Source organism: Deltaproteobacteria bacterium, from assembly GCA_019308905.1.
GTDB lineage: Bacteria > Desulfobacterota > BSN033 > WVXP01 > WVXP01 > JAFDHF01.
Map to the genome: position 1 here is coordinate 13,254 of JAFDHF010000056.1, position 14,088 is coordinate 27,341.

General features: G+C 56.8%; 10 protein-coding genes. All 10 read left to right on the forward strand.

The features are described 5' to 3' along the window. The first annotated feature begins 185 nt into the window (after window positions 1–185). Window positions 186–1,169, forward strand: coding sequence for a porphobilinogen synthase (gene hemB, locus JRJ26_15775; GenBank protein ID MBW2058946.1), 984 nt, complete (start codon window positions 186–188; stop codon window positions 1,167–1,169). After that, a complete protein-coding gene (gene ahbD, locus JRJ26_15780) occupies window positions 1,166–2,209 on the forward strand; it encodes a heme b synthase (GenBank protein MBW2058947.1) in 1,044 nt (347 codons plus the stop codon). Before hemB ends, ahbD begins: the two co-directional genes overlap by 4 nt. Before the next feature lie 5 nt (window positions 2,210–2,214). Next, window positions 2,215–3,792: a HAMP domain-containing protein gene (locus JRJ26_15785; protein ID MBW2058948.1), complete on the forward strand. Its 1,578-nt coding sequence runs from the start codon at window positions 2,215–2,217 to the stop codon at window positions 3,790–3,792. Further along, window positions 3,752–4,693 (forward strand): diguanylate cyclase, encoded by a 942-nt coding sequence (locus tag JRJ26_15790; protein ID MBW2058949.1) that lies wholly within the window; start codon window positions 3,752–3,754, stop codon window positions 4,691–4,693. The genes JRJ26_15785 and JRJ26_15790 overlap by 41 nt, the downstream gene beginning before the upstream one ends. 17 nt (window positions 4,694–4,710) lie before the next feature. Then, window positions 4,711–7,380 carry a DNA polymerase I gene (gene polA / locus JRJ26_15795; protein ID MBW2058950.1) on the forward strand — a complete coding sequence of 890 codons (2,670 nt, stop codon included), beginning with the start codon at window positions 4,711–4,713 and terminating at the stop codon, window positions 7,378–7,380. Window positions 7,381–7,435: 55 nt separating this feature from the next. Then, window positions 7,436–8,719, forward strand: a complete 1,284-nt coding sequence (locus tag JRJ26_15800) for a radical SAM domain-containing protein (protein MBW2058951.1) — start codon at window positions 7,436–7,438, stop codon at window positions 8,717–8,719. Window positions 8,720–9,039: 320 nt separating this feature from the next. Further along, window positions 9,040–10,065 carry an alcohol dehydrogenase catalytic domain-containing protein gene (locus JRJ26_15805; GenBank protein ID MBW2058952.1) on the forward strand — a complete coding sequence of 342 codons (1,026 nt, stop codon included), beginning with the start codon at window positions 9,040–9,042 and terminating at the stop codon, window positions 10,063–10,065. Between the two features lie 51 nt (window positions 10,066–10,116). Next, window positions 10,117–11,445 carry a four-carbon acid sugar kinase family protein gene (locus JRJ26_15810; GenBank protein MBW2058953.1) on the forward strand — a complete coding sequence of 443 codons (1,329 nt, stop codon included), beginning with the start codon at window positions 10,117–10,119 and terminating at the stop codon, window positions 11,443–11,445. A gap of 67 nt (window positions 11,446–11,512) precedes the next feature. After that, window positions 11,513–12,586, forward strand: coding sequence for a 4-hydroxythreonine-4-phosphate dehydrogenase PdxA (pdxA, locus tag JRJ26_15815; GenBank protein MBW2058954.1), 1,074 nt, complete (start codon window positions 11,513–11,515; stop codon window positions 12,584–12,586). 345 nt (window positions 12,587–12,931) lie between these two features. Next, on the forward strand, window positions 12,932–14,088 hold a 1,157-nt coding region (locus tag JRJ26_15820), incomplete at its 3' end, for a hypothetical protein (protein ID MBW2058955.1).

Below are 14,088 nucleotides of genomic sequence, written 5' to 3' on the forward strand. Positions count from 1 at the left end.
ACAACCGGGCAATATCCTTGTCCCCGAGCGGTATCGAAGAAACGGTGGGTGCCCCTCGAAGGTGAGTGGCCGCCGTCCTGAGCCCAGTCGAAGCAATGGGGAAATCCCGCAGTCTGGACATGTTACCGAATCTATTGTATATTCCTAAAATAACTCGGAATGAATGCCTTCGGAAAGGAGAACCCATGGAGTTTCCGCGATATCGGCCCCGGCGGCTGAGACAGAACAGAAGCTTTCGAAATCTGGTAAGGGAGACTCATCTCAGGAGAGAAGACCTCATTCAGCCCTTGTTTGTCTGCCCGGGTAAACGGGTCAGGAAGCCTATCTCCTCGATGCCGGGGAACTATCAGTTGTCCGTGGACACTCTTACGGAAGAGGTCAAGGGGATCAATGATCTGGGGATAGAGGCGGTCATTCTCTTTGGAATTCCTGAGAAGAAGGATGAGAAGGCGAGTGAGGGCTATGCTCCCGATGGAATCGTTCAGAGGGCGATTCGGGCCATCAAGAAAGAGGTTCGGGATGTACTCGTCGTGACCGATGTCTGCCTCTGCGAATACATGAGCCACGGCCATTGCGGGCTGGTGGAAGGCGATGTGATAGTCAACGATCCCACTCTGGAACTCCTTGCCAAGATGGCCGTGTCCCATGCAGAGGCCGGTGCCGACATGGTGGCCCCTTCCGACATGATGGACGGCCGTGTGGGTGCGATCCGCGAGGCCCTGGATGAAAAGGGGTTCAGCCACATACCGATCATGGCGTATTCGGCCAAGTACGCCTCGGCCTTTTACGGCCCCTTCAGAGAGGCAGCCGAGTCACCTCCCAGGTTTGGAGACAGGAGGACCTACCAGATGGATCCCGGAAACCTCCGGGAGGCAATCAGGGAGGTCGCCCTTGACATTCAGGAGGGTGCGGACATAGTGATGGTGAAGCCGGCCCTCCCGTATCTTGACGTTATCGCCGCGGTGAGGGACTCCTTTGACGTCCCTCTGGCCGCGTACAACGTGAGCGGGGAATTTGCCATGATAAAGGCGGCGGATCGGCTGGGCTGGATCAACGGCGCCGAGGTCATGATGGAGACCCTCCTAAGCATCAAGCGAGCCGGGGCTGATGTCATTCTCACCTATTTTGCCAAGGAAGTGGCACGGATCCTGAACGGGACCGGGCAATGAACGAGCTGAGGATGATCGCATGGGAGATTACGCGGCGCTGTAATCTCGCATGCATCCACTGCAGGGCTTCGGCGGAGAGGGGTTTCTATCCCAATGAACTCACGACCCGCGAATGCCTGGACCTGATCGATGACGTGGCATCGTTCAGCAAGCCGGTTATCATCCTGACAGGGGGGGAGCCACTGCTGCGTGAGGACATCTTTGAGGTGGCTCGTTATGGAAGCAGTAGGGGACTCCGTATGGTCATGGCAGTCAACGGAACCCTGGTGGATGAAACGGCGGCCCGGAACATGCAAGACTCTGGCATTCAGCGCATAAGTGTCAGCATTGACGGCGCTACGGCGGAGAGTCACGACCGGTTCCGGCAGGTTCCTGGGGCTTTTGAAGGAGCCCTGAGAGGTATTCGATTCGCCAAGAAGGTGGGGCTTGAGTTTCAGATCAACACGACCGTTACCAAACACAACCGCGACGAACTGCCTGCCCTTCTCGATTTGGCCATCGATCTCGGGGCGGCGGCCCATCACGTCTTTCTTTTGGTCCCTACGGGGAGAGGGAAGGAGCTTGCAGAGCAGCAGGTGACCGCCCAAGAGTACGAGGAGATCCTGACGTGGTTCTATGATCAGAAAGAGAGGAGCCCTCTCCATCTTAAAGCCACCTGTGCCCCCCAGTTCTACAGGATCCTGAGGCAGAAGGCCAGGGATGAGGGGAAGAGCGTGACGTATGAGAATTTCGGCCTCGATGCAACGACGCGGGGATGTCTGGGAGGTGTGTCCTTCTGCTTTATCTCCCATGTGGGAGAGGTCCAACCCTGTGGGTACCTGGAACTCAACTGTGGGAATATTCGCCAAAACACCCTGGAACAGATCTGGGAGGGTTCGAGGATTTTCCGCGATCTCCGGGATTTCAACAACTACAAGGGGCGATGCGGGAGGTGCGAATACCGGAAGGTATGCGGGGGATGCCGGGCAAGGGCCTATGAGATGTCCGGAGATTTCCTTGCAGAGGAGCCCTTTTGCACATACGAACCCCGCTCCTCATAGGAGAGATGGAAAGACGGGCAAGCCGATTCGGCATTCGTATCAAATTCGTTTTCATGGTGTCCACGCTGATCGTCCTTGCGTGTCTGATTCTCAGTGTTTTCTTTATCGGTCATGAAAAAGAGGTGGCTCGACAGATCCTTGCAGGCCAGGGAAATGACCTGGCAATGGACCTGGCAAGAGAGGTGGAGGTGGCGGGCGCGATATCTTCTCCTGCCGCGCTCCAGCCTCTGGTCGATAGGTTTGGAGAGAGAGAAGGAGTGGTCTATTGCAGCGTAGAAGACTGCAACGGGCGGATCCTGGCCACGGCGGGGGAGGGGATCTCCCCTGCCGGGCTCGGCCAGGTGATGACCTTCTCCTGTCCTATCGTCGGTTCCGGGGCGGGCGGCAACGGTGAGAGACTTTCCATGAGGGCGGTGGTGGGTGTGTCCGAGTCGGAATGGGCCGAGAGGCTCGCTTCCCTCAAGCGGGCGGCCATACTACTGGCCCTCGTCGTCGTAGCCATCGGTATTCTTGCCACTCTCCTGGTCACACAGATCACCCTCAGGCCCATCAGGGAACTCGTGGCTGCGACCCAGAGAATCGCTAGGGGAGAACTCGATGAACCCGTCCGGATTGCATCGAGTGGTGAAGTCAGGGATCTCTGTGAAGCCCTGAACGGGATGGCTGTCAAGCTGCAGCATTCCCGCTCCAAGCTGGAGGAGTACAGCAGGACCCTGGAGAAGAAGGTGGAGGATAGAACCCAGGAGTTGGAAGAGCGTGTAAGAGAGCTGTCCGACTCGCGGATGGCCACCTTGAACATTCTGGAAGATGTCAAGGAGGCAAAGACGGAACTGGAGAGGGTCAACCAGGAGCTCCTGGCCCTTGACGAGATGAAGTCGAAGTTCATCGGTACCATATCCCATGAGCTGAAGACGCCCTTTACCGCCATAAAGGCAAACATAGATTTTATCCTGAGCGGCAAGGAAGGCGAGCTTCCTCAGAACCTGATCCAGTATCTGGTGACTATTCAGAGAAACACCAACCGTGTTCGGAAGATCATGGAAGACTTCCTCAATGTAGCTCAGATACATTCCGGGAGAAAGCACCTCGAACCGGAGGATCTCGACCTGGCCGTGGCGGTCCGGGAATACCTGGCGGAAATGGGCCCCATCGACAGAAAGTTCAAGGTGAGGGTGGACATCCCCAGTGGGATCTCTGTTTTCGCCGATCCTAATCGACTCCACGACGTCTATGTGAATCTCCTGTTGAATGCGCTGAAATTCTCACCTGAAGGGGGAGAGATCCGGATCAGTGCGCGGCCTTACAACGGGCAGATTCTCTCGGAGGTTTCTGACCAGGGTGTGGGGATTCCAGCGGACAAGTTGGAAAGAATCTTTGAAGAATTCTTTCAGATCGACCGAAAGAAGTATGGAGGGACGGGATTAGGGCTTTCCATTGTAAAGGGAATCATCCACGAACACGGGGGCAAGATCTGGGTCGATTCTCGGCCGGGAGGGGGAAGTACGTTTTTTTTCACCTTGCCGACCGGTAAGGGTGCGGAGGATGGAGACATCAGAAAGTCAGGGGAAGGTTCTGATTGTTGATGATGTCCATGACACGGTGGAGATCATCAAGAAGCTCCTGGAGTACGAGGGCTACCAGGTATTGACGGCCTATACGGGCGAGGAAGGGGTGAGGATCGCTCTGGAAGAGGATCCCGACGTGGTGGTCCTGGACATCAACCTCCCCGGGATCGACGGTAACGAGGCGCTTCGGCAGATTCACAACAAGAACCCTGACCAATCGGTCATCATGCTTACGGCCTATGCCAACGTGGACAACACTATACAGGCGCTCAAGGATGGAGCTGTCGACTTTATCCGGAAGCCCTTTGAGAATGATCACCTGGTCTATGTGATTCAGAAGTGCGTTGAAAACACCCGCATCATTCAAGAGAAACGAAGGCTCGAAGAGGAGATCCGGCGTCTTTCGGTGACGGATGATCTGACGGGCCTCTATAACCACCGCCATTTCTTCAACACCCTGGAGGCCGAACTCACCCGGGCGAGACGGCAGAAACACAGACTCGCTCTGCTCATGTTCGACCTGGACAATTTCAAGGAATACAACGACATCTACGGCCATCTGGAAGGGGATAAGGTCCTTACAAGAATCGGTGAGATCGTTGTCCACTGTATCCGGAACAACGTGGATACGGGGTATCGCTATGGCGGTGACGAATTTGCTATCATACTCATAGGGGTGGACCTGAACCAGGCTCTGGATATCGCCGAGAGGCTCCGTGCCATGATAGAGAAAGCGGAACTGGGCACGATCACCGTGAGTATCGGCCTGGCCGAATATGCGGGGGAGATGGACGCCGAGACTTTTGTCAAAGCGGCGGACGACGCATTGTATCTGGCCAAGAGCTCCGGCGGCAACAGGGTGCAGACGATCACTTCCAGGTTTCAGACCCAGGACGTCCCCTCAAACAGGAGCCTCTGATCCAGCCGCAGGCGGAAATGGGAAAACCCACCCTTGTTCTCATCGACGGGAGTTCATACATCTTCAGGGCATTCTTCGCCCTTCCCCCGCTTTCCAACTCAAAGGGAATCCCCACTAATGCCGCTCTGGGCTTTACCAATATGCTCCTGAAGGTGATAAAGGAGTTCAAACCAAGACTCTTGGCCGTGGCCTTCGACGCCAAGGGTCCGTCCTTCAGAAACGACGTCTACGCAGCCTACAAGGCCAATCGGCCGGCTATGCCGGAACGGCTGTCCCTCCAGATCCCTTTTATCAAGCGTATCGTTGAAGGCTTCAACATCCCGATCCTGGAGAAGGAGGGATACGAGGCGGACGACCTGATCGGGACCATTGCTACCAGGGCGGCGGCTGAGGGCTATCCCGTACAGATAGTCACCGGGGATAAGGATATCTTCCAGCTTATCGACGCAAGAATCACCACCGTCGATACCATGAAAAACAGGTCCTTCGGCTTCAAGGAGGTAAAGGAGAGATTCGGTGTGGAGCCGCGACAGCTGGTCGATCTCTTGGCCCTTGCAGGGGATACCACCGACAATATCCCAGGGGTCCCCGGAATCGGTCTCAAGACCGCTGCGGCCTTGATACGGGAATTCGGCTCCCTCGAGAATCTCTTGGAAAACGTGGAAAAGGTGTCCAATTCGAGGATAAGAGAAAAGCTTGTCGCTTTTGCCGACCAGGCAAGGCTCAGCAGGCAGCTGGCAACGATCGATACACAGGTCCCCCTCGAGATTAGGCCGGAGGATCTCTCCTTTTCAGGGGAAACCGGAGAGAGCCTCAAGGAGGTCTTCAAGGAGCTGGAGTTTACAAAGCTCCTGCGAGAGCTCCCCGCCCCGGAGAAACCCGAGGGAGATTACAGATCCGTCCTTACCCGGGAGGATCTCGGTCACCTTTTGGCGGGAATAGAAGAGGCCAAGGAGTTTACCCTCTCTCTCGAACCTCTTGGATCCTCCCCGATGGAGGGTTCCCTTCTCGGAATTTCCGTTTGCTTCAAGCCGCATCAGGCATGGTACATTCCCTTTGTGCCGGGCGATCGGGGCCGCGGGGCTTCTCTCTCCAAGGGGGAGGTTCTTCAGGTGTTGGAGCGCTACCTGGAAGATCCCTCCTTCAAGAAATCAGGGTATGACATCAAGAGATCCCATATCCTTCTCAAACGGGAAGGGCTCGAAACCCGGGGATGGGACATGGATCCCATGGTGGCCTCCTATCTTCTCAATCCGACGCGCCATGACCACGGTCTGGATACCCTGGCCGAGGAATACCTCGACCGTCGAATCTTCTCGGAACGAGAGGCCACCGGTTCAGGACAGAAAACCCTGGGACTGGGGGGTCTGCCGGTGAATCAGATCAGCCGGAGGGCTTGCGAGACCTGCGACGTGGCCCTGCAACTCTCCAGGATACTCGCTCCCAAGTTGGAAGAAGAGGGGTTCCTCGATCTCTACCGCGAGATGGAGCTCCCTCTGACCTTTGTCCTGGCGGACATGGAAATGAAGGGCGTAAAGGTCGACCTTTCTGTGCTGGCCGGCCTTTCGAGAGAGTTCGAGGCCAGCCTGAAGCGCCTGATGGGGGAGATCCATGAACTCGCGGGAGAGGCCTTCAACATCAACTCCCCCAAGCAGCTAGGGGAGATTCTTTTCAGGAAGTTGAAACTGCCCCCCGTCAAGAGGACCAAGACGGGCTTCTCCACAGATGAAGAGGTCCTGACAAAACTCGCGGTGACCCATCCTCTTCCGGCCAAGATCATCGAGTTCAGGGGCCTTTCCAGGTTGAAGTCCACCTATGTGGACACCCTTCCTCTCCTGGTGAACCGGGAGACAGGGCGGATACACACCTCCTTCAACCAGACCGTCACGGCCACCGGAAGGCTCTCCAGCAGTGATCCGAATCTTCAGAACATTCCGATTAGAAGCGAAGAGGGCAGGAGGATCAGGGACGCGTTCGTCCCCCAGGAAGGGTGTTCGATCCTTTCGGCTGACTATTCCCAGATCGAGCTGAGAATTCTCGCCCATATCTCAAGGGATTCGACACTGACTGCGGCCTTTCGGCGGGGGGAGGACGTCCACCGGAGAACCGCGGCGGAGCTATACGGCGTTCCTCCTGAGAGGGTGGACGAGCAGATGCGGCGTGAAGCCAAGGTCATCAATTTCGGTGTCATTTACGGTATGAGTGCATTCGGCCTGGCCAAGGAGTTGGCGGTGGACACGAGAGTGGCCCAGGCCTATATCGAGGAATACTTCCTGAAGCACGGGGGAGTCAAATCGTACATCGATCACGTGATTGCAGAGGCGAAGCGAAAAGGCTATGTAACCACCCTTTTCAACAGGCGGCGCTACCTCCCCGAAATCAACAGTACCAATCGACCCATGCGCCAGTTTGCCGAAAGGACCGCCATCAACACCCCTATCCAGGGGACCGCCGCTGATCTCATCAAGATCGCCATGATTCGGATACACAGGAGGCTCCGAGAGGAGGGATTTGCCACCGAGATGATCCTCCAGGTTCACGATGAACTGGTTTTCGAGGCGCCGGACGAGGAACTCGGCTCGGTGAGTGACTTGATCCGCAGGGAGATGGAAGGTGTCATGGAGCTGTCTGTCCCTCTCAGGGTTGTTATTGCTTGGGGCAAGACCTGGGGCGAGGCTCATGTGTAGCCTGGGATGCGGACTCGCTTCGGCGTGTCGATGGCGGGGCCGGTCTTGAAAGAGGATGGAATCCTATAAGCTGGAAGAGTTTTCCGTCGCCCTTGATAAGAGGGGGGCCCGAGAGTTCTCGAAGCTCAGTTTCCCTATCCGTTACGGGCGCTTTTCAGAGATCCAAACCAAGGACTACCTCTTCCAATTCAACCTGAAGGGCGAGATCAAGTACATTCAAGGGCGAGGTCCAAGGTGGCCTCACCCTGGTGAATGGCTGAAACGCACGGCAGGTAACGACTGGATCTACTATTCGTCGGGCGACTACAGCGGGGTCTACGACCTCTTTGGCGAATACTATATTCCGTGTCTCTCATACCCGAGCAATTCCGTCATGGGCGGCCACCCTTTTCAGGATGATGCGGTAAGATCTGCGATCGAGTCCTGGCAGAGACTGCTTGATGAAATCGGGGGGATGATCTCGGGTTCAATCCCACAGGGACTCAGAGACTTTCTGGTTCTTGTCACTCAAAATGATGCAGAGACCCTGAGGCGGAAAGCCGACAGACTCCATAGGCTCTTGGGAGGGCGGGTAACCGTTCTTCCCCCCGACACCCGCCATGTAGACTATGACGTGATCCCTCTGATTGTTGCCGATGGGTGTCTACACAACTGCGGTTTTTGCCGGGTGAAGACGGGGAGGGATTTTTCCCTTCGAACTGAGCAGAACATCCTGGAGCAGATAGAGGGGCTCAAGGCTTTCTACGGCCCGGATCTTTCCAACTACAATTCACTCTTCCTGGGGCAGCATGACGCTCTTCATGCAGGGCGGGAGATCCTCGAGTTTGCCGCACTCAAGGCTTATGAGGTCTTTGAATTCACCCGGTCCGATCTCAGAGGGCCCCGGCTGTTTCTGTTCGGTAGCGTCGAGTCTCTGATGAGTTCGCCGGAGGAGCTGTTTGAGTCTCTCAACGGGCTTCCCTTCTCCACCTATATAAATATCGGCCTGGAGTCGGCCGACCCGGCCACTCTGGCGATCTTGAAGAAACCGGTCGCACCGGCTCGAGTTGCCGGGGCCTTTGGCAGAATGGTGGAGATAAACAGGAGGTATGAGAAGCTCGAGATTACGGCGAACTTCATCCTCGGAGGGGATCTCCCCGAGAGCCATTTGTCATCGCTGCTGGTACTGGCAAGGGACGGACTGGATCGCTTCTATGACAAGGGGGCGATCTATCTGTCGCCGTTGATGGACGGGAAACCCATTACCGCAGGAGCGAGAAGGAGAATGTTGAAGAGTTTCCATGCCGTGAAGATCTCCAGCCGACTCCCGGTCTTCATCTATCTCATCCAGAGGCTGTGATCCCTGTTGGATCCGTGACCGTGAATCGGTCGAGTCCGTCCCCGGAGCCTTTGATGGGTTTCCCTTTCCCCGGCCATGGAGATCTGCTGCGAGCGAGCCGTCCATGTAGAGAGGGATCCCTCCGCTGCTACCCGTTGACTCGTCCCCGCTTTTTCCCTATATTTCCTCTGACTTGGTGATCTGGAGGGGGTTCCTCTTCTGAGAAGGCGCGATCCGGGTGGTGGGGGGCGGGATAGCGATCGGTGACTCCTGGACGAGGAGCATATCCGTCTTACCACAGGTGGATCCGGGTTCGTAGGAGCCGCAGGAAAGGAGGAGCGATGAGGGCAGCGATCCTTGAGGAGAACTACAAGATAAGGATTGGCGAGGTCGACGATCTGCGACCCGGTCCGAAGGACATCCTGATAGAGACGGTGTTTGCCGGAGTGTGCGGGTCTGATGTTCATGCTTTCAAGGGTGTCCATCCCTTTCGTAAGCCGCCCGTCGTCTTGGGGCATGAGCTGGTGGGCACGGTGGCGGAGATCGGAAAGGAGGTGACCGGTTTTGAGAAAGGAGACCGGGTGACCGTCCTGCCCCTTATCGCCTGTGGGGAGTGCATCTATTGCCGGCGGGGACGACAGAACCTCTGTTTGCACAAGAAACTCCCGGGCATTGAGGGTTGGGAAGGGGCCTTTGCCGAATACTTCCTTTCAAAGCCCGACATTACCTTCAAGGTGGGACCAAATACCGATACTCGAGTTGGTGCCCTTGCCGAGCCTCTTGCCGTGGGATTTCATGCCATGAGGCAGGGGAGGGTGGAGAGGGGAAGCAGTGTCCTTGTGCTCGGTGCCGGAACGATAGGTCTCGTCACGGCTGCCGTTGCCCATTGGGTCGGAGCCGGTGAGATCGCCGTGACCGATCTCTATGATTTCAACCTGACAGTTGCCAAGGAGCTGGGAGCTACCTCGACCTACCGCGCAGGGGAGGAAGGGGTGGAGGAGAGGATCCTGGAGGACCATCCCCGGAAATTCGATGTGGTCTTTCTGTGCAGTGGAGCGGCCATAACGGTGAAGCAGGCGATGGGACTTATCCAGCGGGGAGGGCGGATCGTATTTGTGGGCATGTTCTTAAAGCCCCTGACCTTGGAGATGATTGAAACCACCCTGAACGAACTCGAGATGATCGGCACCATAGTCTATAGCAAGGAGGATTTCAGGAGTTCGGTGGAGTTGCTCGATTCGGGACAGCTGCCCTTTGACAGACTCATCACCCACATCCTACCCCTCGGGAAGGCCCAGCACGCCCTTGAGCTGCTCGTGGGACACGGTGAAGATGTAATAAAGATTCTCCTTGATACGAAGAAGTGAGCCGAGTCTGTCCTGATGGTCTCAGATCAGTCCAGACTCTCGGGGATTGCTATGAAACAGAGGTGTCTGGTTGTGGCGGACGATCTGACAGGGGCCGTCGATTGCGGCGCACGGTTTGCCAGGAGAGGACTCGGCACTCTCATGGTCCTTCCGAAACGGCCGATAGGCAGGGGACTCTCCTCTTACGGGGGAAGGGACGTCCTCGTTCTGAGCACGAACTCCAGGGGACTCGGACCTGAGGAGGCATCGAATGCGGTACGCGGCTCCCTTGGAGGGTACGACCAAGAGGCCTTTCCCGTCGTCTATAAGAAGATCGACTCCACACTCAGGGGAAACATCGGTATCGAAATCGACGCTACTCTGGAGGCGACCGGGACCGCCACGGGTTTCGTGGCCCCTTCCTATCCTGAGATGGGCAGAAGGGTCGTCGGCGGCGTCGTGATCGTTGGCGAGAAACCCCTCTCTCTCACAGAGGCCGCAAGGGATCCCGTCTCTCCTGTGAAGGAGTCATACGTTCAGAGGATCGTCGAGCAACAGTCCTTAAGGAGAGTGGCATTGATCGATCTTCCCAGGGTGGCTGCCGGGCCTGCTCAATTGCTGAGATCTGTGGAAGAGGAGCGGAAAAAAGGGGGAGAGATCATGGTTTTCGACGCCTTCAGCCGGGAGGATCTGGCCAACATCGCCGGTGTCGCTTTCGCCATGGAGGTGAAGCCCCTGCTCGTCGGCTCGGCAGGATTGGCGGGGGAAGTGGCCGGGAAGATGGCCGGGCCGGGGTCGCAGGAGGCACCTCTGTTCTGTCCGGCAGATACGGATCGCTTCAGTCATGTGCTCATCATCAGCGGCACGATGTCCGCCGTAACCCGGAGACAGCTCGGTAGTGCTGCCCGGGGGAGAGGGATGGAGACCTTCAGGTTGACTCGATCCCAGATTCTGGGCAACAGGGCGGATCGAGAGGAGTCGCTGCGGGACCTCTCGGTCAGGGTCGGAAAGAGCCTCAGAAAGGGGGATGCAGTGGTTGAAACCTGTCCAGAGCGGCTGGTGCCCGAGGATTCGAAAAGAGCCTCTGTCTGCCTCGAGATTGCCGGTCTCCTCGGCCGGGTAACCTCGGCTGCTCTTGAAGAGTCGGGACTCACGGGAGGTGAGTTGGCCCTCTTCGTCATCGGCGGCGACACGACCATGGGAGTATTTGATGCCCTGAGGATCGAGGGTTTGGAAATCGAGGGGGAAGTCCTGGAGGGTATCGGAATCGGCCGTCTGGTTGGCGGAGATTGGGAGGGCCTGACGGTCGTCACAAAGGCAGGGGCTTTTGGAGGAGAGCAGGCCATAGGGAGGGTTCTGGGGATTCTGAAGGGGGAATCCAGAAGGGTATCCGTACAATGAAGGCCGGCTCATGCAAGAGGCAGGACCCGGATATCTCAGACGATACTGAGTCAGGAGGAGCAGAGAGATGGATAGAAGGCCTAGGATCGGGATCAGCGCGGGTGATCCGGCAGGGATCGGTCCTGAAGTTACGGCAAAGGCGCTTTCATCAGCCGAGATCTATAGGATCTCCAGGCCCCTCGTCGTGGCCGAAGCCGAGACGATGAGAGAGGCTGTGAGGTTTTCGGGCCTGACAGAGGAGATCCATAGTGTTTCATCTCCCCGAGATGGTCTATACAAGGTAGGTACTATCGATGTTCTCGACATGAAGAACATCGATGCCGGTTCGATTCGCCACAAGGTCGTCTCAGCCGAGTGCGGCAGGGCGTCGTTCGAGTATGTGAAGAAGGTGATCGACCTTGCCATGTCCGGGGAGATCGATGCCACCGTTACGGGGCCGATAAACAAGGAGGCCATCAATCGGGCGGGTTTCCACTATTCCGGTCACACGGAGATCTACGCTGATCTCACGGGCACGAAAGACTACGCAATGATGCTCTTACACGACCGTTTCCGGGTGATCCACGTGTCGACCCACGTCTCGCTGAGGGAGGCGTGTGACCTGGTTAGAAGGGAACGTGTCGAGAGGGTGATAAGACTGGGTTGCGAGACCCTGAAGCGGCTGGGGATCGACGGTCCGAGAATAGCTGTGGCCGGTCTCAACCCCCATGCAGGGGAAAGCGGACTTTTCGGCCGGGAGGAGATCGAAGAGATCGAGCCGGCCGTTCGACTGGCCAGACAGGATGGTATCGACGTGGCTGGGCCTCTCCCCTCGGATACGGTTTTTTCAAAGATGCTGGGAGGTCAATACGACCTGGTGGTGGTCATGTACCATGACCAAGGCCATATTCCGGTCAAACTCGTGGGTTTTCGCTACGATGATAGGACAGGAGCCTGGAGTTCCGTCTCAGGAGTCAATATCACCTGCGGGCTGCCGATTATCCGGACATCAGTCGATCATGGAACGGCATTCGGCAAGGCCGGTGAGGGAAGAGCAAACCCGGAGAGCATGATACAGGCAATAAGAGTCGCGGTGAGGCTGGCATCGAGCCAGATCAGAAGTGCTGCAGACGCCCCCCAGGAGAGAAGGGCAGGAACCTAGCATCCCCTCTCGGCGGCCGCAATTTCCTTCCTGGACTGGATTTTTCCCCTCCTGAGATTTTCAGCTAAAGTCTTCGAAAATCCTTCCGAAAAAGAAGAACGGTTTTAGATCATACGGCCGGGGAACCGGAGGCTGCGGGAAGGTGCGCCCAAAGGAGAGACTCTCCAGAGGGTTCTTCCCTGAGGCCGACGGCTCTTATTCCATGTAGTCTGAGCCCGGAGGTATCCAAGGGTCGGTGGCATGATTCAAGGAGGTCGGTCATGGGGACATAGGATTTTTCAGGAAGGATCGGACAGGAGAAAGAAACTAGAGGACAGCTAATCCAAGATTCAGGAGGGAGAAATCATGAGACAAAAAATGGCCCGGGAGGGCGGACAGCTCCTTGCACTTTCGGCTCTTTTTCTGTGGATAGGCCTCCTATGTCTCGGAGGATGCACGGGGAGCAGCGGCACAACATCCACAGGTACCTCCGCGATTACGACGAGCGGCTATTCCGTGCCCTCAAAGGTCTCGGCAGTACCAACCAGTGAGAGTGCAAGCGGCCAGACGGTGGCCACCTCGTCCCTTTCCCTGAGGGGCAAACTCAGATCCCTGTCGGCCCTGTCGGCCAGCAGTGCGACCGATCCGGGAACAGACTACAGCCAGGCACAAACCGACAAATACGTGGAGGAGCATACCCTCGCCCAGTTCGACATCATAGAACAGGTCCTGGGAGCCCTGAATCAGACCCACTATGCCGATGCAGAGAACATCAACAACGGCCCCTATCTGGCCATGGTGGCCTGGGAAGATGAGCAGGACGGAAGGGAGGTCAAGAAGCTCGAACCCTGGATAGTCGATCCAGAGCAGATCGTCGAGAACGGGCAGAATGTTCTCCGTGTCAGGGCCTGGATAGAGGAAGAGGACGAAGGAGAGATATCCTACATCAAGGCCGAGTTCAAGATCTATTCGCCGGCCACCAAGAGGGCCGACGGCTCCTATGCGGACTATGGTGTCTGGACTTTGAACGTCAAATTCGACGAGGCGGGAGAGGACTTCTTCGCAGCCTCCGCCTCTGTCGCCAGTGATGGGAAATCGGTCATAAAGATCCACCAGGTCTTTATGGACGGCCCGCCGGGAGCCCCCGCGCAGATACCGGTCGAGACAAAGGCTATCATGTACATTTCCGACACCGAGGGTTACGGAAAGGTCTACTATCCGAATTTCGAGGCCCTCTTCGGGCCGGATGCGGACCCGGAGGCCACGGAGCTACCTCACGTACAGGCCCGTTATGCCTACAATGCGGACTATCTGGCCGTTCAGGAGGAGGGCAGTTCCACCCAGTACAAGAACAGAAACTCCGTCACCGAGATGGTGCATCGCTACGGTGTCTACAACGCGGTTACCGGAGAGGACGTGATGAAGACAAAGTCCTTTGGCTTTCCTATCCGGTACAGCATTAACGGAATCACAAAACACGCTTACTACGGTGCCTACCAGGGCCGCCATCAGATCTGGACCAA